Consider the following 21,762-nt stretch of genomic DNA (forward strand, 5'->3'; position numbering starts at 1 on the left):
ACGCATCCTTATTCATTGAATACCAACGGCCCGGTCGGCCAAAGGCCGCACATCGCCAAGGTCCGTGAGGAAAGCCGTAATCGCGGCGTCGGCCGGACGTCCCTCCCCTTCTTCGGCCGATACCAGAATGGCCACGGCGCGCTGGTCACGGCCCAGCAATCGGGCCGCCATCGTCTCGATCTTCACCTGCGGCTTGCTGCCGGTCGGCGCACCTGCACCGATGCGATAGAAGCTGACGACATGGCGGACGACCGGGCCGGGCGCGGTGATCTGCTCGCCACGCGCATTGGCCGGGGCGCGGGCGGGTGAAGACCAGACCCATTCGCTTTCGGGATCGGCAGCGCCCTGCGCGAAGCCGACCAGTTCGCGTCCTTCATCCTGCCGGTCATAGGTGGCGATGGACAGGTCCACGACCTGCCCCTGCGCATTGCGATAGCGGCCGGTGACGAAATGGTCTGCGCCATCGAAACGGGCTTTCCATGGATAGGCCTGCGGATCGGCGGTGCGGGTCCAGCCGCTGACCTGCGGCATCGCCAGCACCGGTGGCAGGGGATCGGCAGCGGCGGCCGTTGCCGCCAGCCAGAGCGGCGCGGCGAAGATCAGGACCAGTGCCGCACCTGCGATCCGCCCGGCATGAGACGGCCCGACAGTGCTCTGAAGCGCCTGCGGATCGAACCAGGGATCGCCCGGCTTGCGATCGAAGAAGGGCCAGGCGGCGGCCATCACCACGATCATGATGATTGCGAAGAAAACCCAGCCATAGACGACATGATCGAAGCCGACCGCCGCATCGACTGTGGTCAGATGCGCGACCAATATGGTGGCATAGGCGCGCACGCCATTGGCCAGCACCGACAGCGTCAGCGCGCCCGCCATGAACAGAATACGCCGGCTCCATCTGCGGAAACAGACATTGCAGACCAGCACGCCATAGGCGGTCATGGCGATCAGGAATTTCGCGCCGGAACAGGCTTCGGCCACTTCGAAATAGCCGGTCGGCGTGGTGATGAAGATGCCCTCGATATGCGCGGGCACCCCCGTCAGGTCGAGCAGCAACAGGGCTATACGCGCCGTCAGCAATTGCAGCGGCGGCACGATCTCGTCCCCGAAAGGCACCATGAAGAAGGCGTAGAAGAGCGGGAACAGCAGAGCCCGCGCCACCGCCGGCCCCAGCAGCGCGATCGTCGCGCCCTGCAACATCAGGATCAGCGCGCCATGGCGGACCATCGCCACCCCCGCCGCCGCGCCCAGCAGCCAGGCGAGCGCCCCTGCCGCCAGCCAGAGCAGCCCCGGCGCCCGAGCAACCGGCTGCAACTGGCGCAGCCCCGGCAAACGCTGCTGCACCAGCCAGCCGATCAGCAACGGAATGAACAGGCAATGGCCGAAGGTGGAGGCGTTCCACCAGATCGATACCATGGTATGAACATCGCCCAAAAACAGCGCCAGGATGGCGAAGGCGATCACGCCCAGCGCCGTCAGATGCCCGCGCCAGCCATCCAGCGCGATCAGCGGTATGCGATCCAGAGGCATGGCGCGATCCGTCATGCAGCGCGCGAACCGGCCTTGTCATCCGCCGACAGTAGCATGTCCGGCAAACCGGCCAGCGTTGCCGACCAGCGATAGCGTTCCTCCATGCGGGCACGCCCCGCCATGGCCAGACGCGCCGCCCGCTCCGGATCCGCCAGCAGGGCAATCACCTTCGCCGCTTCTTCGGCAGGATTGGCCGCAACCAGGAAATGCAGATCGTCGGTGGCGTCGATCCCTTCGGCGGCCTGTGGCGAGGCAACCACCGGCCGCGCCATCGCCATGGCCTCCAGCACCTTGTTCTGTATGCCGCGCGCGATCCGCAGCGGCGCGACCACGACATCCGCCGCCGCCAGCCAGCCGCGCACGTCGGGCACGCCGCCGGTGACGATCACGCCGGGCAGATCGGCCAGCGCCTCCACCTGTTTCGCAGGGTTGCGCCCGACAATGGCAAAGCGGGCGTCGGGATGGACGCTGCGGATCGCAGGCAAGGTCTGGCGCGCGAAACTTTCCACCGCCTCGACATTGGGGCGGTAATCCATCTGCCCGGTGAAGACGAGCAAGGGGCCATCACCATGATCGATCGCGGGGAAATCCGCTGCGGGATCGAAATAGTCGAGCGCCACGCCATTTTCGATGGCGACGATCCGGTCCGGACCCAGCCCGCAGACGTCGCGGAACAGGCTCGCCTCCGCTTCGCTGACGAAGGAGCAGATGTCCGCCCGCTGCGCTACGCGCTTCTCGAAATCCAGCAGCACCCGTCCCTCGCGACGGTTGATCCAGGCCATCGGCCCGCTGCCTTCCGCGCCATAGGTGGCATATTTGGCGGAATCGAAATCGACGAAATCCATCAGGAAACGTACATCGGACGGCAGGACCGGCACGAAATGCGCCATCTGCGCCGAATAAGCGACGACGGCGCGGATCGGCCGCTCCGCCAGCGTCCTGCCCACCCAGCGATGCAGGTCGGGATGGTCGAACAGCGAAATCAGCAGCGACTGGCGCTTGGCAAGACCGGTCAGGCCCGCGACGACCTTCGACCGGTCGCGCCGCAACAGGCACTGGCTCGCGGCCACCTGAGCCAGTTCGGCGGCGAAACGCATGTCGCGATCGTCATCGGCAAAACAGCCGACATGCACCGGCGCAACCTGCGCCAGACGCTTGAGCAGATGGCAGGAGCGGATCTTGTCGCCCCGGTCCGGCGGAAAGGGGATGCGGTGGCAGAGAAAGAGAATCTCGCCGGTCATCCCAGCCCCCGCGCGATATGCGGGCCAATCAGATTGGCGATCGATTCAGGCAGTTTCTTCCACAATTCCACCTTGCGCCGATATTGGGGTGAGAGCGGATTGACGTCGCGCGTCTCCTTGCCCGGCGCGGTGCGCAGATAATAGCCGAGCGGTTCGCCCTCGAAACCCCAGGTCTTCTTCCAGGCGGCCGGCCCCGTTCCGACCTTCGACCGGCCGAAGTCGAAGACGCTGCATCCCCGCTCCCGCGCCGCGCGCATCAGGCTGAAATAGAGAAATTCGTTCGACCGCATCGCCCGCGCGCCGTCCGCCGCGCCATGCCAATAGGGCATGCAGGCGCCGCCGTGATAGAGGCTGATGACCGCCGACAAGGGCTTGCCATCCTTCGATGCGACCGCGATGTCGGCGTCATCGCCGAAGCGGTCCAGCACCGCATCGAACAGCGCCCGCGGGAAAACCGGCGTGCCCAGATTATGGACGCTATGGGCGTAAAGCCGATAGTGAATGTCGCGCAGCCGCTTGTCCCGGCCCATCTCGAAATCCAGGCCATTGCCCAGCCCCTTGCGGATTTCGGCGCGGTGGCGCTTGGGCACCGCCTTCAGTTCCGCCTCATCGTCGGCGGCCAGCGGCCGGGCGAAGCCCAGATAGGCGTCGGCCTTTTCCTGCCATTGTGCGCCGACCGGCGCTTCGCCGCCGCGCAGTTCCATCGTGGCGCAACCCAGTTGCTCTGCCAGAGTCCAGGCGGCGTTGGCCAGACCTTCGCCGACCTGCCGGTGGGTGGTCAATATGCCACCGTCCACCGCGAAACCGCTGCCCACCAGCGCGCGCCCGAACAAGGCGGAACGGATATAGGTGAGCGGCAACACGCCCAATATCTCGCCAGCACCGGAGCGTGCGACCAGCATCTTCGCTTTCTGGCCGGTGCCCGCCTGCACGCCCATGATCCAGCCGGGTCGCTGGAATGGCGTGGAATCGGCATGGGCGCGGACCCAGTCGTCGATTTCCGCCACCACTGCCACATCGGACAGGCGCGCTTCCTCTACGACGAAGACCAGACCGGTCATTACGCTCATGGTCAAACTTCCTTTGCCATTCTGAGCCGGATAGTACGCCGTCCGACTAAATAATTTATGTGCATTTCAGCCAAGTCCGCGCGAAATCATCGGCCCAAGCATATTGGCCACCGGCAACGGCAGTTTTTTCCATAGTTCGATCCGCCGCTGATATTTGGCGCTGCCCGGGTTGATGTCCCGCGCTGCGCCGTCCGCTGGCCAGCCATGATAGACCAGCGGGCGCGGATCGAAGCCGAAGCTCTTTTTCCAGGCCGCCTGACCGCTCCCCGCCTTGGACCGGCCAAAGTCGAAATGGGTCATGCCGCGCGCACGGCCATGGCCCATGAGCCGATAATACATCAGCTCGTTGGACCGCAGTCTGCGCGCGTCGGACAGGCCACCGCCCCAATAGGGCATGACCCGGCCGCCATGATAGAGGTTGAATACCGCCGACACCGGCCGTTCCCCTTCGCGCACGACCAATATGTCGGCATCCTCGCCAAAGCGGTCAAGCATGGCGCGAAACAGGCTGGCGGGGAAGACCGGCGTGCCCAGATTGCGAACGCTTTCAGCATAGACGCGATAATGGTCGCGGAGCAGGCGGGCAGAGCGGCCCGTCTCGGCGGTCAACGCCGGATTGGCCAGAGCCTTGCGCAATTCGGCGCGATGCTTGCGCGGGACCGCCAGCAATTCCGCTTCATCATCGGCGGCGATCGGCCGGACGAAGCCGACATGCTCGCCCTCCCGCCGGTCCCAGTTGCCGCCCGGCGCCATGCCACCGCGCAATTCGATCGGCAGTCCGCCCCGATCGCGCGCCAGCGCTTCCGCCGCCTTCGCAAGCTGGTGCGCCACCTGCCCGTCCTGCGCCAATATGCCGCCATCCACCGCAAAGGCCGTGGACACCAGCGCATTGCCGAACAAGCGGCTCTTCACATGATGGAGCGGCAACAGCCCCGCGATCCGGCCCGACGGCCCGAGGGCGGCGAGCAACAGCGAGCGATGACCGGTCGCCTGCGTGATCGCGCGCAGCCAGGCGCTACGATGGAAAGGCGTGCCATGTTCCTGCGCCCGCACGAAGGCGTCGGCCGCATCGGCTTGCGCCGGGTTCGCCGGGTCCCATATGCTGATCGCCGGGTCGGCGCCATCGCCGACCGTCATGATGCGCGCGCGGCCTCCGCTTCCACCAGCGCATCAATGCGGGTCCAGTCAAAGTCGCTGGTCAGCCGCCGCAGCTTGGCCGCCATGACCGACAGGTTACTGTAATGGCGAAATTTGGATCGCAGCGGCGCATCGGGCACGCGCGGCTGATCCGGGTCGATTTCCCAAGGGTGGAAATAGATGATGGCGGGCCGCCCCGCCTGGTCATTCACCTGCCGGATCGCCCAGCGCGAAAAGCCATAGGGCAACAGGCGGAAAAAGCCGCCGCCGCCAGCCGCCAGTGTGCGCTTGCCCCATTTGGCAGTCGTCACCGGCAGTTCGACCAGCGGAGAATCCTTGACCGGCTTCCAGGCGAAACGCGGCGAATCCGGCCAGCCATAATGGTCATGCCGGATCGGCGCGACGCTGGAGGAATAGCGATAGCCCTCCTCCGCCAATATGCCGTGCGCCCAGGGGGTGCGCGGATCGATGGAGAAGCTGGGCGCGCGATAGCCCGTCACGGCCTGCCCGCTGGCATCCTCCAATATGGCGCGCGATTTGCGCAGATCAGCGCGAAATTCCTCCGGCGTGAAGGTGAAGACGCGGGCATGGTCATAGCCATGGCTGGCCACTTCATGTCCGGCGTCCGCGATCCGGCGCATCAGCGCGGGATAGCGTTCGGCCACCCAGCCCAGCGTGAAGAAGGTCGCCTTGACCCCGGCCGTCGCAAACAGGTCCAGCACCGCGTCGCTGTTGCACTCGACCCGGTGGGTCAGGCCATCCCAGTCGGCGCGGCGGATCGTGCGCTCGAACGCGCCGACCTGAAACCAGTCCTCGACATCGACTGACAGGGCATTCTGCATCGGGCCTACCCTTCCGGCCGTCAGGCGACAGCCTGCGCGTCGGCCAGCTGCTCTTCGCGCTCGACCCAGTCGACCAGCAGGGTCAGAACCCGGCGCAACGCCGTATCCTGTTCCTCGGCCCGGAATTCCAGCGATGCCAGCCGCTCCTCGATCAGGGTGAAGCAGCCCTTGAGCGCTTCGGGATCGATTTCCGGCTGCGCCTGCGGCGTGGGCTGAGCGAAGGGCGCATGGGCCTGCATCGCGCGCAGCGACGCGATTTCCGCGCGCAGCGCCTCAATCTCGGTCAGCATGTCCGACCGAAGGGCATCGATGCCGGTATCGACCGCAATGGCCTGCTCCAGTTCGAGCGCCTCATCCTCTTCCGCCGAGGCTCCGACCGGCTCATCGTCGCTCTCGTCCACCGTCACCGGCGCGGCGAAGGAGGCGACCACCCGTTCGGACACAGGCGGGGCGAAGGGCGCGACATTGCCATCCGCCACCGGACGCAGGAAGGGCGTTACCCGCGCGCTCGTATCGATGTCGCGCAGATCGAAGATTTCGGCATCCTCCTCGTCCGTTTCCTGCTGCACCAATGCTATCGGACGCAGGAAGGCAGGGCGGGCTGCTTCGGGTTCCGGCTCGGGTTCTTCGACCGTGTCGGATACAGCGAAAGCGACAGTTTCTTCCGCCTCTTCGATTTCGGCCTCGACAGGCTCTTCCGCCTCTTCCGCTTCCGGTTCGACCGCGGCGATTTCCGTCTCCGGGTCGACGCTCTCCATCATGGGAACTTCGTCGACGAGGTCGATTTCGTCCTCCAGCCCATCGACGTCGGCGGCCGCAAAGGGCGCTTCCTCCTCTTCCGGTTCAGCGAAGGCGACAGCTTCCTCCTGCCCGACCGGATCAGCGACCGAGACAGGTTCCTCCTCAATCACGTCCTCTTCCTGCGCATCCCATTCCTCGACCGTATCGAGGGTGGAAGCGGCCACCGGTTCAGGTGCGACATCCACGTCCAGACCCATGTCCGCGACGACCGCACCGACCACATCCTCGTCGATCAGATGCAGTTGCTCGATCGCGCCCAGCAGCAGCACCCGGCTCACCAGCGCGTTCAGCCGGCGGGGCAAGCCGCCGGTCGCGGCATAAAGCGCCGAGAAAGCCGCCGGGGTGAAGGCCGGATTGCCGTTCCAGCCGGCGATGCTCAGCCGATGCAGGACATAGGGTTCGACCTCCTGCGCCATCATCGGTTCCAGATGATGGGTGGCGATCACGCGCTGGCGCAACTGTTCCAGTTCCGGCGAGCGGATGAGATCGCGAAACTCCGGCTGGCCCAGCAGGAAAATCTGAAGCAGCGATTGCCCGCCCAACTGGAAGTTGGACAGCATCCGCAATTCCTCGACCGCCGAAACCGGCAGGTTCTGCGCTTCGTCCACGATCAGCAGCGTGCGCCGCCCTGCCCGTGCCTGCGCGTAGAGGAAGCCTTCCACCTGATGCAGGATCGCCGCCTTGCTCTGGCCATCGGTCGCAAGGCCAAAGCTCTGCGCGACGAGGCGCAGCATGTCGTCGCCCTCCACCTGCGTCGACACGATCTTGACCGCGGTCAGGCGAGCCGGATCGATCGTCTGCATCAGATGGCCGACCAAAGTCGTCTTGCCTGCGCCGATATCGCCGGTGATGACGATGAAGCCTTCCCCCTGCGCCAGCCCATAGCCGAGATAGGACAGCGCCTTGCGGTGCGTCGCGCTCTCGAAATAATAATGCGGGTCGGGCGTCAGCTGAAACGGGCGGCCCTGCAAACCGTAGAATTGATCGTACATCTCTTCGTCTCCCAGGCGACCCGTCAGAAGCTGTAGCGCAGGCCGACCTGCCCCATGCCGCTGATGATGGTGTCGATATCGTCCGCCTGTACGCCGTCCAAACCAAGAGAGACGGAGCCCGACAGACGACGGGTCAAACTTTTATAATAGCTGCTGAACGCACCATAGTTGAGCACGTCTGGCCGCCCACCACTCGCATTGTAGTAATTTATGTAGGTCACGAGATCGATGCTGTCGCGATCGCTGATCGCATAGGTTACCGATCCGTTGCCATACCAGTTTTCGTCCCGCGATCCGCGGATCAGCACCGTCTGGCCTTCGGGCGTGATGAACTTGCGCTGCGAATAGCCTGCACCAAGGCCGAAGCCCCAGGGACCACGCCGCCGCGAATATTGCGCCGACACGCCGCGATAGCGGAAATTGGCATCGGTGATGCCTGCCAGCGCATCGTTGAAACATTGACCGCCACCCGTGGTGGAGAAAGCGCAACCGGTGATGTCGCCGGTGAAGGGATTGCGCGCGACGTCGAAGCTGCTGCCCGACAGCGCCGCCACATCGGCGCTGATCATGCGGCCGAAACTGTCGATGCCGTCGAACACGATCAGTGCGAAGCTGCTGTCATGGCCCTGCCAGACGAAGCTGCCCTGATAGGTCATGCCGCCATAGCGTTCCCCCACCCGCGCCTGAAGCGAGGTGCGGTGATTGGGCCGCCACAATACGCCGACATCCCAGATGATATCGTCGAAATTATAGATCAGCGCGCGCGGCGAGCTTTTGTCGGTGACATAGCGGCCGTTGCGGATCAGCGGCGTGCCGTCCTCATCCAGCACCGGCGAGCGCTGGCTGATCTTGATCTCTTCATAGCCGACACCGCCGACCAGTGCGACGGTCTGCGTCACCGGCACGGTCGCGTCGACACGGCCCCAGGCATCCTCGAACCGCTGGTCGAGCTGGCTGGCATCCTCCCGATCATAGCCCGCACTGGCCGTCAGCCCCACGCCCGGCAGCACCGTGTCGGGCGAAAAGCCGATCGATCCGGTCAGGCTATGGGTCCAGCTATCGGCGAAGGAGCCGTTATAGCGGGCGTCGCCGTCATTCAGGTTGGTGCCATCGTCGACCCGCGCATAGCCCAGCCGATAGGAGGCATTGACGTTGAAGTCGCCCAGTTGCGTCGTATAGGCCGGGCCGACATAGCCGGACCAGACCTGGCTGGTATAGGTATCGCGCTGCGTCGCCGCGCCCGACAGGCCATCGGTGCGCACCCGCGTCGCCAGCCCACCGCTCTGGATCGACAGCCCCCGCGCAACATTGACCGTGGCGTGGCCCACGCCGGTCAGCACATCCTGATCGGTCGCCGGTCCCCAGCCGAAGCTGTGATTATATTGCAGGTCGACCGCCGCTTCGACACGGCGGGTCTTCACCTCTGCGGTGACGCCGGCCGTGACATTGGTATAGGTCAGCACATCGCCATCGCCCTTGATCGGGCCGGTCACGACCTGATCCACGCCGATATAAGGCGTGATATTGGTGCGCTTTTCCGTGCCCGACTGGGCAAGCGCGGGCGTAGCGACGGCCAGCGCGGCGAGCGACGCGCTCGCTAACATCTGCCGGACGGTCATGACTGGTTATCCCCCTTGGCATAATAGCTGCCGAACCGGCGGCCACCGCCCCTGAAGCGCACGGCGTTAAGCAGAAGCTGAACCTGCGCCCCGCCCTTCAACATGCCCGCCGCATCGCGCAGCGCGCTTTCGGTCGTCTTGTCCGCGCGCACGACCAGCAGCGCGATGGCCGCATGGCTGGCCAGCTCGGCCGCCGGCGAGGCCGCCAGCAAGGGCGGCGAATCGAAGATCAGGATGCGGTCCGGGCGGCCGTCGGTCAGGCGCCGCAGCAATTGCTCGGTCCGGGCGGACGCCAGATATTCGGTGTCATTGTTGCTGCGCTGCCCGGCGGGCAGAACGGACAATGAAGGAATATCCGTGCGGATGACGCAATCCTCGATCGCGATCATCGGATCGGCGAGCGCATCCATCAGGCCGGGGCCGGCCTCCAGGCCCAGCTTGGCGGGAATGCCCGGCTTGCCGAAATCGGCATCCACCAGCAGGATTTCCCGATCCTTTTCCGCCGCCAGACTGAGCGCCAGATTGATCGCGCAGAAGCTCTTGCCCTCACCACTATGGGCCGAGCAGACGAGAATGCGATTGCCGCGCTTATTGTCGCGGAGCTGGCTGAGCAGGTCGCGCTTGAGCAGGCGGAACTCCTCGCTCATCGCCGTCACCGGACCATCCGGACGGATGAAGCCCGCTTCGGCCAGCGCGATCCGATCGATCGGCTGCTTCGGCCCGGTCCAGTCGGGCGCGCGATAGACGGGCGGCACGAGCGGGGCCGCCGGCGTCACGGGCGCCTGCAAGGTGGGCTCAACCGGCGCGGCAGCGACCGGCGCGGGCGGCAGGTCCGCAGGCACATCGACGGCAGGCGCGGCACGCCCGCGCAGCGCGGCGTTGAAATCATAGATTTCGCTGGCCCGCTCGATCAGCGATCCCCGACCCTTGATGCCCTGACCCTTGATGGGAGTGTGCTGGTTCATCTTGTCCGGATCCTTCACGCCATACCACGCTGGACAAATTCAACGACGATCAGCAGCAGGCAGACGGCGGCCAGACCACCGCTTGCCCCCGCAAACCATTTCATGCGCTGCCGGTCGATCGCGACCTGCGCCGCGCTGACCGTCTGACTGATCGATCCGGCCACCGGCAGGCCGATCGCCTTTTCCAGCCGCGCGGCAGTCGGGAACGTCCCCTTGAGCTGCCCGAGAGCGAAAGCGACGCCGACACCCGCACCGACACCCACGATCAGCACGCCAAGCAGCAGCAGCGGCCGGTTGGGCGCGGACGGTGCGGTCGGGGTGCTGGGCGGCTGGATGACGCGGAACTGCACGGAGCCCGTCTCGGTCTTCACATCGCCACGCAGGCGGATCTCCTCGCGGTCGGCCGCCAGCTTGTCATATTGGGCCTTGAGCGCGGCATAGTCGCTTTCGATCTTTTCCTGCTCCGACGCGACGCCCGGCTCGTTCACCTGCTTCGACATCATGGTGTTGAGGTCACCCTGCAACTGCGCCTTGCGCGTGCTGAGCGCCTGCACCGTGGCGGCACGGTCGGCCTGCATCGACTTGATCGACAGATAAGCGGGATTGGGCGTGCTGCCCGCAGCAGCAGCACTACCGCCACCCGCCTTGCGCAGGGCGTCGACCTCACGCTGCGCTGCGATCACGTCGGGATGGCTGGCGGTCCAGCCACGCGCCCGCATCGACGCCAGGTTCGATTGGGCCTGCGCCAGCGGCGATACGCCACCCGTGGCAGTCGTGCCCGGCAGGGTTGCGGGCGTGCCGGCAAGCTGGCCGTTCATCGCGCTGAGCGCGCTTTGCGCCTGCACAAGCTGCGAATCGATGTTGCTGATTTCCGCGCGGGCCGCGTCCATGCGCTGGCTGATCGATCCGGCACCGGGCAGCAGACCGATATAGCGCTGGGCGAATTCGACACGGCGCTGGTCGGCCGCCTCCAGCTGCTTGCCGCGCGCGGCGATCTGCTGGTCGAGGAAGGCCAGGCTCTGCTTGGTCTGGTTGCGGTCGCCCGACAGATTTTCTTCCTGGAAGATGTCGATCAGCTTCTGCACCACCTGCTGGGCGATGCGCGCATTGGCGCCGTCCGACAGGCTGGAATCAGCGGAGATGGCGCTGATGTCGATCATGCTGGGATCGGCCTGCGCCATGACGGTGATATTCTCACGCAGCTTGGTGATCTTCGCGGCGATATCGCGCGGACCGGACACCGACTGGGACAGGTCTGTGTCGCGCACCACCTTCTCCAGATTCTCGGCGCTGGCCAGCGTGCTGCGCACCCGGTCCAGATCCTGCTGGGACTGAACCTGGGTAATGCCGATCTTGTCCTCCAGCAGCGACTGGGTGTTCACATAGACCCGCGCCTTGGACTGATAGCTGTTGGGGATGAGCGCCACGCCCAGCCAGCCCAGCATGCAGACGCCCCAGGCCACGGCAAGCGCGATCCAGCGGCGGCTCCATATGCCATGGAGGAGGACAAGCAGTTCGTCGTAAAGGCCCGCCATGATCAGAACATGCTTTCCGGAATGATGATGACGTCACCGGGCGCGAGCTGCACATTGGCGCGCGTATCGCCCTTCTTGAGCAGGTCGGTAAGGCGGACCTGATATTCCTTCTGCTTGCCCGTCTCCTTGTCGAAGCGGATGAGGCGCGCGCGGTTGCCCGCCGCATATTCGGACAGGCCACCGACGGAGATCATTGCGTCGAGCAGGGTCATGTTCGCGCGATAGGGGATCGAGGCGGGCTTTTCGGTCGCGCCGACGATCCGCACTTGCTGGCTGTAGGTGCCGTTGAAATTGTTAACGATGACCGACACCAGCGGATTTTCGATATATTGCGTCAGCGCCAGCTTGATATCCTCGGCCAGCATCTTGGGCGTCTTGCCCACGGCCGGCATGTCGGTGATCAGCGGCGTGGTGATGCGGCCATCCGGGCGCACCTGCACCTTGGCGCCCAGTTCGGGATTGCGCCACACGAAGATGGTCAGGTCATCGAGCGGGCCGATGACATATTCCTCGCCCGGCCCCTCCTGCGTCGACACGAAGGAGGCCGGCGGCAATTGCGGTCCTGACGGCGCCGTGGCGCAGCCCGACAGCGCGACCGCAGGCAGCGACGCACCGATCAGAAGTCTGGAAACCGACATGAAACGCATAGTCCAACCCCTTTGTGGAGCCGTGCGCAACGGGCCGCCGCAAAAGGGAACGGTCGCCTGCCAGCACATGGCTTTGGGCTTCTTGTGCCGCCAAAGGGTAAAGATACCGTTAGGAGTTAAATAGTGCACAAATCAGCCAAGTAAAAGTTCGCGAGGACTTGGATGCCCGAGAAATGCGGAAGGACTCGCCGACGCGCCATAAGCCCCCGCCAGAAAGATCGCGACCAGATCGCCTTCCTGCACGGGCGGCAGCGCCACCTTGTCGCCCAGACGGTCGATCGGAGTGCACAAGCACCCTACCACCGTCACCGGATCGGGCGCTGTTTCCGCGCCGAAGCGATTGGCGATAGCGATCGGATAGTTGCGGCGGACGACGGTGCCGAAATTGCCGCTGGCCGCCAGTTGATGATGCAGGCCGCCATCGACCACGACGAAGATTTCGCCCTGGCTGGTCTTCACATCGACGACGCGGGTCAGATAGACACCCGCTTCCCCCACCAGCCAGCGGCCCAGTTCGATCGCGAATTCGCTGGCCTTGAGGATATCGGGCAAGCTGTCCATTTCGCTGTCCAGCGCCACGCCGATCGGCCGGATATCGAGTCGTTCGTCGCCGGGGAAGTAAGCGAGGCCAAAGCCGCCGCCCAGATTGACCAGCGGCGGCGCCATGCCGACTTCATCCGACAATCGCGCCGCCAGCGCGATCGTCGCCGATTGCGTTGCAATGATCGCCGCAGGATCGAGATTCTGGCTGCCCGCAAAGATATGCCAGCCCCGCCAGTCCGCCCCGGCATCGATCATCGCCCGCGCCAGCGCACCCGCCCGATCGGCGTCGACGCCAAAGGGCTTGGCGCCGCCACCCATCTTCATCCCCGATCCCTTCAGGTCGAAATCAGGGTTTACCCGCACAGCGAGACGCGGTGTCTTGCCGACCTTTTCCGCTGCGGCCAGCGCGCGGCGTCCTTCCCCTTCCGATTCCAGATGGATGGTGGTGCCCGCGAAGATCGCGGCCTCCAGTTCGTCATTGCGCTTGCCCGGCCCGGCGAAGCTGATGTGGTCGGGCGCCATCCCCGCACTGAGCGCCATGTCCAGTTCGCCACCCGACGCGATATCGAAGCCGTCGACCAGCCCCGCCATCCGCGCCAGCAACGGCGCATAGGGATTGGCCTTCACCGCATAATGGAGGTGCAGCGCATCGGGCATGGCACTGCGGAAACGACGCACCTGCGCGCCGACGATATCCATGTCATAGACGAAAAGCGGCGTATCGCCCGCTTCATCCACCAGACTGGCCGCACCGCAACCGCCGATTAGCAACATGCCCTCTTCCGCTGCGAACCAGGCCGGGATCGGTCCCATCGGCTTCATCAATCAACCTCTCGATATATTTCATCGTGCTCCTGCGAAGGCAGGAGCCCAGAGCGGCAAGTCACTCCCCAACGCCCTGGGCTCCTGCCTTCGCAGGAGCACTCCATGCTTCAAATAGCAAATTCGCGTGCCAAGGCGACCCGGTCGATCTTGCCATTGGGATTGCGGGGAAATTCGGGGACCAGCATGATATCTTTGGGCTGCATGAAGTTGGGCAGTTCCTGTTTGAGATGTGTTACGACCGTATCTGTGACGGTCGGATCGGCAGCGCGAAGCAGCAGACGCACCGCTTGCCCCAGCCGATCATCCTTGATCCCCAGCGCGACCGCTTCGGCCACGCCCGGCACGGCGACGGCTGCTTCCTCAATCTCGGTCGGGCTGATGCGGTTGCCCGCGGACTTGATCATGGCGTCGTCGCGGCCGACGAAATAGAGCAGGCCCTCAGCATCGCGCCGCACCGTATCGCCGGACCAGACCGCCATGCCGCCATAGCGCGATGCGGCCGGGGCTGGCTTGAAACGCTCGGCCGTGCGCGCAGAATCGCGCCAATAGCCCTGCGCCACCAGCGGGCCGCAATGGACCAGCTCCCCCGGCTCATCCGCATCCGTCAGACTGCCGTCGGGACGCACCACCAATATCTCCGCAAAAGGAATGGCCCGGCCCATCGAATCGGGATGGCTGTCGACCAGTGCGGGCGGCAGGTAGGTCGAGCGAAACGCCTCGGTCAGGCCGTACATCGGGTAGAGATCGGCCTGGGGGAACCGCGCGCGCAGCTTGGCCACCAGCGGGCGGGTCAGGGCGCCGCCGCTGTTGGTCAGACGCCGGAGCTTGCAGGCGACCTCCGTCGGCCAGTCCTGTTCGGTCAGTTGCACCCAGAGCGGCGGCACCCCCGCCAGCGTCGTGATATCGCGCCGGTCGACCAGTTTCAGCACGTCGCGCGGCGTCAGATAGTCGAGCGGGTAGACGCATCCACCGGCATACCAGGTGGAAAGCAATTGATTCTGCCCATAGTCGAAGCTGAAGGGCAGGACGCAGGCGGTGCGATCCTCTTCCGTCAGATGCAGATAGTCCGCCACAGCCGCCGCGCCGAGCCACAGATTGGCATGGGTCAGCACTACCCCCTTGGGACGGCCGGTCGATCCGCTGGTATAAAGGATCGCCGCCAGATCATCCGGCGCGGCAGTGGATGGGCCGATCGCTGGGCCACCACTCATCGCGCAGGCGGCGTCATCCTCCCGATGGAGTTGGCAGGAGGTCGGCACGTCGTCCGGTTGCAGGCTGTCGAGCCGCGCCGCCGTGGCGATGAGCAGCGCCGCGCCGCTATCCGCAAGGATATGGGCGACCTGAGCATGTTTGAGCAGCGGGTTGACCGGCACATGGACGAGGCCCGCGCGCGGCGCGGCCAGCGGCATGAGCGCCGCGACCGGCCCCTTGGCGATCCAGCTTGCGACCCGTGCACCCGGCTCCAGCCCGAATCCGGACAGCCAGCCCGCCAGTCGCCCCAGCGTCTCTTCCAGTTCCGCATAGGCATAGCTACCCGATCGGCCGTCCAGCGCCGGACGGGCCGGATCGCCACGCAGCAACAGATGATCTATCGGTTGCACCGGCGCGTCATCGATCGTGGGGAAACAGTTAGTCACAAACGCTTAACTCCATATCGATGTTTTTATCCTATGCGAGGCACGTGACTGAAGGCGGAGATAGTCGGTTGCGGGCGACAAGGGAATATCACAGCCTCGATCAGGCAAGGCAGACGGTTGCCGACCGGCTGGATCGTGCGCGCGTGCCCGGCCTGTTCGACCGGTTCGACTGGTTCGCGTCCCTGCACCATCATTGTTTTCCCGACATGCCTGTCCGCATCCTTCATGGGCAAGAAGACGGTCAGGAAGGCTGGCTGTTCCTTCTGTCCCCTGCCCCGCGCCGGGTGAGCGCGATCGCCAACTGGTATAGTTTCAACTGGTCGCCGGTCTTTGATGGCGCGCCGGACGCCGCCGTGCAGCACAGGCTGGTCGAAGCGATGGCCCGCCAGTTGCTGAAAAGCCATGCGCAGATCGACCTCTATCCGCTCGAAGAGACGGGGCCGCTTGTCAGCGCGCTGCGACAGGCCGGCTGGTTCACCGTGCAACGGCCGATGGGCGGGCGCTATCTGCTGGACGTCAACGGTCGCAGCTTCGCCGATTATTGGGCGGCGCGGCCCGGCAAGCTCCGCAATCTGGTCCGGCGCAAGGGGCGCAACAGCCCCTATGCCCTGTCGATAGAAAGCAGGCTGACCGATGCGCTGTGGCGGGACTATGTCGATGTCCATGCGCGTAGCTGGAAACAGGCGGAGCCGGACGCAGGCCTCGATTTCCTGCGGGATCTGGCCGGGCGGGAAAGCGCGGCGGGGACTTTGCGGCTGGGCTTTGCCCGTATCGACGGGCGGGCGGTGGCAACGCAATTTTGGACGATCGAGCATGGCGTCGCGCTGATCCACAAGCTGAGCCATGACAGCGCCCATGATGGCGGATCGCCCGGCACACTGCTGAGCCATCGCATGTTCGCGCAGGCGATCGATCAGGACCGGGTCAGCCGGATCGACTATGGCACCGGCGACAATGGCTATAAGCGGGACTGGATGGAGCGGCGCATTGCGCTGCATCGGATCGACGCCTTCAATCCGCGTTACGTGTCGAACTGGTTGCCTGCGGCGCGGACGGCCATTTCCGCGCTTGTAGGTTAGCGCGCGAACCACTAGTTAGGCCACCGTTATGCAGGCGCAAAATTCTCAGCCGGTCGACCGGACCATCGATGTGGACAGCATGATGCGGGCCTTGCTGCGCGACGTGCTCGGCCTGACGCAGGATCGGGTCGACGCCTTCGACGCGGACACGCCCCTGTTCGGTGCGCTGCCGGAACTGGATTCCATGGCGGTCGCCGGCCTGCTGACCGAGATCGAGGATCGTTTCGACATCCTGATCGATGATGAGGATATTGACGGCGACACGTTCGAGACGTTCGGATCGCTGGTCGCGTTCGCTCAGGCTAAAGTCAGCGGCTGATTTTTGCTTTCCGCGGTTTCCGAGCCGTGAAATGTTTCATTTCACTCGAAATCACTTAGTCGCCGCCACCCCCGCAACCACCACATCCTCCCCCGCCGCAACCGCTGTCCGACGATGAGTCGCTGCTGTTGCTCCCACCATCATTGCTGCTGGCGCGGCGCAGGTCGTGATAGTCGGACCAGTAGGAGCCGATAAGGACCGTCGTGCCGAACAGGGCGACGGCCAGCGGGATTTCGTCCGACACCGCAGCGCGCCGTAATCGATCCGCGCCAAGGCGCGCATCCTCCAGCGCGGCGATGCCTGCCCAGGTGCGCCGGTCGACCGATGCGAAGCGGATGATCGCGAAGATGAAGGTCAGCACCAGAAGGACCGTGAGGAAACCGACCGGGCGATCGCGCATCGTGCCGACTTCCCATTTGATCGCGCCGAACAGCAGCAACGCCGCCAAAGGCAGGGTCTGCCAGAGGCGTAGCAGCAGCACCTTGTCGTCATCGATCAACAGATGACGGCGCACCAGATCGCGGCGGACCGGTTCGGCATAGTCGATGGCGGCGCGTTGTATCGCGCTCCATCCGAATTCCCCCGGCAGAGCGAGGACGCACATCTCGGCCGCAGTTTGCCCCTGCCCTGCGCCCTTCGACATCAGCTTGTGGCGTCCCGACAGGGTGAGCAGGCCCGCTGTCAGCAGACGGGCGACCAGCGTGTCGATATAGCGGGTCCGGCCGCCGGACAGATAGGCGAGATGATCGGCGTCGAGAGACTGACCCGCGCGCCCGTCCGCGCGCAACCATTGCGGGATGCGGAAGGCGGCGATCGTCGCCAGCAGCAGCAGGATGATGTAGAGCAGCAGGAAGGGACCACCGGTCAGGTCAAAGGGATTCAAGGGCATAAGACACCATCTTTCCAATCGACAGGAGGATGAGAACAAGAATGGGGAGAAGCAGGGCCATGCGGCGCAGCAGGCGGCGGGGCAGGATCAGCGCGTCGGCCGGATGGACGCGGCGGGCGCGCGGGTCGTGCAGCAATCGGCGGGCGGCATCGGGCCAGATGTCGGCTGGCGGCGCCTCCCCGAAAATCTGTTCGTAGCGGCGCAGGGTGCGGGCATATTGGTCGAAGAAGCGCCCCTGCTCCGCCGGGCCGCCGCGGGTCGGTTCATGATGGAGGGGACGGCCCAATATATGCGGACAGAAGCGGTCCCAATAGTCGCGGCTATAGGTCAGATGGAGGTGCCAGGCCTGATCGACCGCATCGGATGGCGTGGCCTGATCGGGGCCGGTGACCGCGAGGAAGCAGAAGCGGCGATATTCCCTGACCACCCGCCGGGCATGATCGAGCGTCCAGCCATTTTCCCGCGCCAGCCGCGCCTCGAAGGGGAAATCACTGCCTTCCGGGCCAATCCTATAAGAGGATATCCTGTCCCAGAGAGCGTGGTCCTGCGGCGGACCGCTTAGACGAAATGCGCCTTGCATCTACATTCTCTACTATCATGATAGAGAAGGAGATGCAAGGCGCTGAAGGCGTGGCTCAGGCCTCCACCAGTTGCTCGAAATCGGCTTCCGCCAGGAATTTCTCGACATCGAGCGCGGCCATGCAGCCCATGCCGGCGGCGGTGACGGCCTGGCGATAGATTTTGTCGGTCACGTCGCCCGCCGCGAAGACGCCGGGGATGGCGGTGCGGGTCGTGCCCTTTTCCACCACGATATAGCCTTCGTCGAGCGGCAGCTTGCCTTCGAACAATTCGGTCGCGGGGTGATGGCCGATCGCGACGAAGCCGCCGTCGGTGGCCACATGCGACTTTTCGCCGGTCACGGTGTCGGTCAGGTCGACGCCGACCAGACCCTCGGGCGTGCCGCCGCCGACGAACTTGTCCACCGCCTTGTTCCACAGCACCTTGATGTTCGGATGGGCGTGGAGGCGCGCCTGAAGAATCTTTTCCGCGCGCAGCGAATCGCGGCGGTGGATCAGCGTCACGTCATGGCTGTGGTTGGTGAGGTAGAGCGCTTCCTCGACCGCGGTGTTGCCGCCGCCGATGACCACGACCTTCTTGCCGCGATAGAAGAAGCCGTCGCAGGTGGCGCAGGCGGACACGCCCTTGCCCTGCAAATGCTCCTCACCCTCGACCCCCAGCCATTTCGCCTGCGCGCCGGTGCAGATGACCAAAGTGTCGGCGACATAAAGGGTGCCACCGTCGCCGCGAAGGCGGAAGGGGCGTTCGGAGAGATCGATGTCGACGATCTGGTCATACATCATCTGCGCGCCGACATGTTCGGCCTGCGCCTGCATCTGCTCCATCAGCCAGGGCCCCTGAATCACATCCTTGAAGCCGGGATAATTTTCGACGTCGGTGGTGATGGTGAGCTGGCCGCCCGGCTGCATCCCCTGCACCACGATCGGCGCGAGGCCCGCTCGCGCGCCGTAAATGGCGGCGGACAGGCCGGCCGGGCCGGAACCGAGGATCAACATGCGGGTGGAATGGGTGGCGGTCATGTCAGGCTTTCAAACTGCGATTCGGTGGGCGACAGAGATAGGCGGCGGCGGCGCAGGCGCAAGCGAAGGATTTGCTTGGGACGCCCCAAGCGCCACTGCGATGGGGGGATTGCGGTCATAGTGACGCGCCACCGGGGTCACGGGCCGAAAGTTCACAGTGTCGATGCGCGACATTTACGGAGTTTTGCACCGGGGATGCGTCGGCAAAGCGCCCGCGACGCGACTGTCGGTTCACGCCGGCGCACCGGAAACGCGCCGATCGGGTCACATCACCGCGCCGGTAACGCGCCTTGCAGGTCACGGGTCGGCGGCGCGGTTGCAGGGCCAGCGGTGCGGGCATGAGGGCGAGGCGCAGCGGTTCCATCTGGCAGGATAGATCAGAGATTATCCTACATTGGTAGGGGGATGTTTCTTTGGGGGGATGACGGCGGCGATTGTTTGAGAGGACTGGAAATGGCCGGTTGGCGACGGTCCGCTTCGGAACCGGGTTTCGAGAATAGCTGCCGCTCAGGCGCGTCGCCTGCCGACCAAATCTGGTGATTCCCGTCCGCACCGAGGAACGTCGAGTCACGCCGAAAGCGGCCGATAGTGCTGGTCGAAGTGGTCGGTTTGCAAGGCGCTAGCTTGGCGCCGGACGCACCAGTTTGATGCGAATGGTGCCGATCCGATCCGTGGGGATTACGCTGAGTCGTTCGTCGCCATTTATAACGCGCCTGGCCAGCCAACTTTTGGCATTGAAATGACCTTCTTCGACCCGGTCGACTTCCGCCAACTTCGACCCGATAGCAAAGTCTGCGGTGAACCCTTTCCCGACGATAAGGAACGTGTCGTTCCCTTCGTCGATGATCAGGCCGAAAGCTCGGCCGTCGCCGGGCACCGGGCGGGCGGTCGGACCTTCAGTTTCGCTGGGAAGCGGCGGCGGCGGGGGTGGCGCCTGCAAGCCGACATCAAGGAGCATCTGCTTGAGCAGTGCCATCGTTTCCTGAACCGTGATCGTGTAATCACCGAGCTTGATAACCGCAGGCTTGCCATCGTCGAGCAGAACGCCGGCGATACGCCCCTCCGCCTGCGCCTGTGCGATCATGCCGTCCATTCCGGAGAGTGCGGAGAACGCCTGCGCGAGTTGTCCGTCGATCCTTCCGTCTTCGATCCCAAAGACGGAGTAGCCGATGGCACGGTGCTGGCCGAGCGCCCAAAAGATATCGCCGGTTCGGAACTGCGCTTCCGGTACGAACAGTGGGTTGCCGGCATGATCGTAGTCCGCCAGCACTTCCTTGACGTTGGGCGCGTAGATATCGGGCGAGAGCATATCAAGCGACGGCGCCGCTGCGCGCCAAACATCAAGAACCCGCTTGGCCGGGCCGCCGCTGGGGTACTGACCTGCCATGGGCTGGCCTTCCTGCGGTCCGAGCCAACCGTTGACGTACATGGGCAGCGCCAGTTCGTGCTTACCCGCTGCCGCGAGCGCTTCCATGTAGCGCGCGAAATGCCAGGCCATGAACACTTCCTCAGCCTGCCAGTCCGTACCGAAGACCTCAGCCCAAGTCCCTGAGGATCGGCGGCCCTTACGGCTCCAGGTTGCCTCCAGCTCCGGTTTCAAGGTCGAGCGATGTGTGGAGAGGTACTTCAAAAGCTGCGTCGGTACAGGTGCCTTCCATGCGGCTTCGGCCAAGGCGGAACGATCGCGGCTGTCCCGGAGCAGGCCGGTCTCGTTGTTCACTTGCACCATGATCACGCGGCGATTCGTATCGACTTCGGCCAAGTGCTTGATCAGCGCCACGAAAGCCGCTCGGTCGGCCTTCAGCAGTTCGGGCGAGAACACCGAGAGAACCGGCTTCGGCATTGCGCCCTTGTAGGTAAAGGCCTCGGTCATCGCGCCTTGGACGACGGCTCGGGGAAAACGCCGGGCATCACCGCGCACCCAACTCGGCGCGTAAGTCGAGGCCGCGTTCTTGAATGCACCGAACCAGATCAGAACGAGACGCATATCGCGCTTGCGGGCCTCCGCGATCTGCGCGTCAACCGCACGGAAATCGAACTGACCTTCCTTCGGCTCAAAGTCCTCCCAGCTCACCGTCCCAATCACAGTCTGGACATGCATGGCTTGGAGCTTGTCCCAGATCGGCAACATGTAGTCGGGACTGGAGGCGCTCGAATTGTGCAACTCCCCGCCGAGGGCGAGGTAGGGCTTGCCGTCCACCAGAAGTTGGCGGTCACGGATCTCCGGGAGCTGCTGTGCCTCTGCGACGGGACTCATCGCCGCAAAGGCGGCCACCGACATAGCCAACCGGCACAGCACATCTTTCACAGCATTCTCCCTGGCGCACATTCTTCTGACACCAGATTAGAATTATGATTCTTAATATGCAACCCGCAATGGCGGAATGCTTTGAGGCAGCTAGAGCGGGATGACGTTTGGCTGATTCAAGCGGGATTCCCTTTGGGGTGATTTTCTGATTCAAGATGCTTGCTGGGCATGGAGGCCAGCGAGCA

General features: G+C 64.6%; 17 protein-coding genes and 1 pseudogene. 2 read left to right on the forward strand and 16 right to left on the reverse strand.

What is annotated here, in order from left to right; all coding sequences use genetic code 11:
- Positions 1-12: 12 nt before the first annotated feature.
- The 12 genes and pseudogenes from xrtA to BMX92_RS16225 form a co-directional block, all read right to left on the reverse strand.
- Positions 13-1,545: an exosortase A gene (gene xrtA / locus BMX92_RS16170; protein ID WP_093018324.1), complete on the reverse strand. Its 1,533-nt coding sequence runs from the start codon at positions 1,543-1,545 to the stop codon at positions 13-15.
- Positions 1,542-2,771 carry a TIGR03087 family PEP-CTERM/XrtA system glycosyltransferase gene (locus tag BMX92_RS16175; RefSeq protein WP_093018326.1) on the reverse strand — a complete coding sequence of 410 codons (1,230 nt, stop codon included), beginning with the start codon at positions 2,769-2,771 and terminating at the stop codon, positions 1,542-1,544. The genes xrtA and BMX92_RS16175 overlap by 4 nt, the downstream gene beginning before the upstream one ends.
- A complete protein-coding gene (locus BMX92_RS16180; protein WP_093018328.1) occupies positions 2,768-3,841 on the reverse strand; it encodes a FemAB family XrtA/PEP-CTERM system-associated protein in 1,074 nt (357 codons plus the stop codon). Before BMX92_RS16180 ends, BMX92_RS16175 begins: the two co-directional genes overlap by 4 nt.
- Positions 3,842-3,907: 66 nt before the next feature.
- Positions 3,908-4,978, reverse strand: a complete 1,071-nt coding sequence (locus tag BMX92_RS16185) for a FemAB family XrtA/PEP-CTERM system-associated protein (protein WP_093018330.1) — start codon at positions 4,976-4,978, stop codon at positions 3,908-3,910.
- Positions 4,975-5,820 carry an XrtA system polysaccharide deacetylase gene (locus BMX92_RS16190; protein WP_093018332.1) on the reverse strand — a complete coding sequence of 282 codons (846 nt, stop codon included), beginning with the start codon at positions 5,818-5,820 and terminating at the stop codon, positions 4,975-4,977. Before BMX92_RS16190 ends, BMX92_RS16185 begins: the two co-directional genes overlap by 4 nt.
- Before the next feature lie 937 nt (positions 5,821-6,757).
- A pseudogene (locus BMX92_RS28070) lies at positions 6,758-7,613 on the reverse strand (XrtA/PEP-CTERM system-associated ATPase); the annotation flags it as partial.
- 23 nt (positions 7,614-7,636) lie between these two features.
- Complete coding sequence (locus BMX92_RS16200; protein ID WP_093018336.1) at positions 7,637-9,232, reverse strand: hypothetical protein; 1,596 nt, start codon at positions 9,230-9,232, stop codon at positions 7,637-7,639.
- A complete protein-coding gene (locus BMX92_RS16205; RefSeq protein WP_093018393.1) occupies positions 9,229-10,197 on the reverse strand; it encodes a P-loop NTPase in 969 nt (322 codons plus the stop codon). Before BMX92_RS16205 ends, BMX92_RS16200 begins: the two co-directional genes overlap by 4 nt.
- Before the next feature lie 14 nt (positions 10,198-10,211).
- On the reverse strand, positions 10,212-11,732 hold the full coding sequence (locus BMX92_RS16210) for an XrtA system polysaccharide chain length determinant (RefSeq protein WP_093018338.1): 1,521 nt from the start codon (positions 11,730-11,732) through the stop codon (positions 10,212-10,214).
- Between the two features lie 2 nt (positions 11,733-11,734).
- Positions 11,735-12,379 carry an XrtA/PEP-CTERM system exopolysaccharide export protein gene (locus tag BMX92_RS16215; RefSeq protein WP_093018340.1) on the reverse strand — a complete coding sequence of 215 codons (645 nt, stop codon included), beginning with the start codon at positions 12,377-12,379 and terminating at the stop codon, positions 11,735-11,737.
- 132 nt (positions 12,380-12,511) lie between these two features.
- Positions 12,512-13,744, reverse strand: coding sequence for a pyridoxal-dependent decarboxylase, exosortase A system-associated (locus BMX92_RS16220; RefSeq protein WP_093018342.1), 1,233 nt, complete (start codon positions 13,742-13,744; stop codon positions 12,512-12,514).
- Positions 13,745-13,854: 110 nt separating this feature from the next.
- Complete coding sequence (locus BMX92_RS16225; RefSeq protein ID WP_177185093.1) at positions 13,855-15,384, reverse strand: acyl-CoA ligase (AMP-forming), exosortase A system-associated; 1,530 nt, start codon at positions 15,382-15,384, stop codon at positions 13,855-13,857.
- Between the two features lie 68 nt (positions 15,385-15,452).
- Here BMX92_RS16225 and BMX92_RS16230 point away from each other — a divergent pair, with 68 nt between their 5' ends.
- Positions 15,453-16,463 (forward strand): GNAT family N-acetyltransferase, encoded by a 1,011-nt coding sequence (locus BMX92_RS16230; protein WP_093018344.1) that lies wholly within the window; start codon positions 15,453-15,455, stop codon positions 16,461-16,463.
- Between the two features lie 28 nt (positions 16,464-16,491).
- On the forward strand, positions 16,492-16,782 hold the full coding sequence (locus tag BMX92_RS16235; protein ID WP_093018346.1) for an acyl carrier protein: 291 nt from the start codon (positions 16,492-16,494) through the stop codon (positions 16,780-16,782).
- A 55-nt stretch (positions 16,783-16,837) separates the two neighbouring features.
- On the opposite strand, the gene BMX92_RS16240 is transcribed toward BMX92_RS16235, so the two are convergent.
- The 4 genes from BMX92_RS16240 to BMX92_RS16255 form a co-directional block, all read right to left on the reverse strand.
- Entirely contained in the window at positions 16,838-17,671 is an 834-nt protein-coding gene (locus tag BMX92_RS16240; RefSeq protein ID WP_093018348.1) for a TIGR04222 domain-containing membrane protein, read from the reverse strand.
- Complete coding sequence (locus BMX92_RS16245; RefSeq protein WP_093018350.1) at positions 17,652-18,251, reverse strand: glycine-rich domain-containing protein; 600 nt, start codon at positions 18,249-18,251, stop codon at positions 17,652-17,654. Before BMX92_RS16245 ends, BMX92_RS16240 begins: the two co-directional genes overlap by 20 nt.
- 55 nt (positions 18,252-18,306) lie before the next feature.
- The gene (gene trxB, locus BMX92_RS16250) at positions 18,307-19,269 is read right to left on the reverse strand and encodes a thioredoxin-disulfide reductase (protein ID WP_093018352.1); all 963 of its coding nucleotides are present in this window, start codon (positions 19,267-19,269) and stop codon (positions 18,307-18,309) included.
- Positions 19,270-19,888: 619 nt separating this feature from the next.
- Complete coding sequence (locus tag BMX92_RS16255) at positions 19,889-21,577, reverse strand: GH35 family beta-galactosidase (RefSeq protein WP_218145796.1); 1,689 nt, start codon at positions 21,575-21,577, stop codon at positions 19,889-19,891.
- Positions 21,578-21,762: the final 185 nt, after the last annotated feature.

Origin of the sequence: Sphingobium sp. YR768 (assembly GCF_900111125.1) — a bacterium.
Lineage (GTDB): Bacteria > Pseudomonadota > Alphaproteobacteria > Sphingomonadales > Sphingomonadaceae > Sphingobium.

Bases quoted from the DNA above. Each gene is read 5' to 3' on its own strand.
- xrtA (WP_093018324.1), bottom strand. From the start codon at position 1,545: ATGACGGATCGCGCCATGCCTCTGGATCGCATACCGCTGATCGCGCTG.
- BMX92_RS16175 (WP_093018326.1), bottom strand. From the start codon at position 2,771: ATGACCGGCGAGATTCTCTTTCTCTGCCACCGCATCCCCTTTCCGCCG.
- BMX92_RS16180 (WP_093018328.1), bottom strand. From the start codon at position 3,841: ATGAGCGTAATGACCGGTCTGGTCTTCGTCGTAGAGGAAGCGCGCCTG.
- BMX92_RS16185 (WP_093018330.1), bottom strand. From the start codon at position 4,978: ATGACGGTCGGCGATGGCGCCGACCCGGCGATCAGCATATGGGACCCG.
- BMX92_RS16190 (WP_093018332.1), bottom strand. From the start codon at position 5,820: ATGCAGAATGCCCTGTCAGTCGATGTCGAGGACTGGTTTCAGGTCGGC.
- BMX92_RS16200 (WP_093018336.1), bottom strand. From the start codon at position 9,232: ATGACCGTCCGGCAGATGTTAGCGAGCGCGTCGCTCGCCGCGCTGGCC.
- BMX92_RS16205 (WP_093018393.1), bottom strand. From the start codon at position 10,197: ATGAACCAGCACACTCCCATCAAGGGTCAGGGCATCAAGGGTCGGGGA.
- BMX92_RS16210 (WP_093018338.1), bottom strand. From the start codon at position 11,732: ATGGCGGGCCTTTACGACGAACTGCTTGTCCTCCTCCATGGCATATGG.
- BMX92_RS16215 (WP_093018340.1), bottom strand. From the start codon at position 12,379: ATGCGTTTCATGTCGGTTTCCAGACTTCTGATCGGTGCGTCGCTGCCT.
- BMX92_RS16220 (WP_093018342.1), bottom strand. From the start codon at position 13,744: ATGAAGCCGATGGGACCGATCCCGGCCTGGTTCGCAGCGGAAGAGGGC.
- BMX92_RS16235 (WP_093018346.1), top strand. From the start codon at position 16,492: ATGCAGGCGCAAAATTCTCAGCCGGTCGACCGGACCATCGATGTGGAC.
- BMX92_RS16240 (WP_093018348.1), bottom strand. From the start codon at position 17,671: ATGCCCTTGAATCCCTTTGACCTGACCGGTGGTCCCTTCCTGCTGCTC.
- BMX92_RS16245 (WP_093018350.1), bottom strand. From the start codon at position 18,251: ATGCAAGGCGCATTTCGTCTAAGCGGTCCGCCGCAGGACCACGCTCTC.
- trxB (WP_093018352.1), bottom strand. From the start codon at position 19,269: ATGACCGCCACCCATTCCACCCGCATGTTGATCCTCGGTTCCGGCCCG.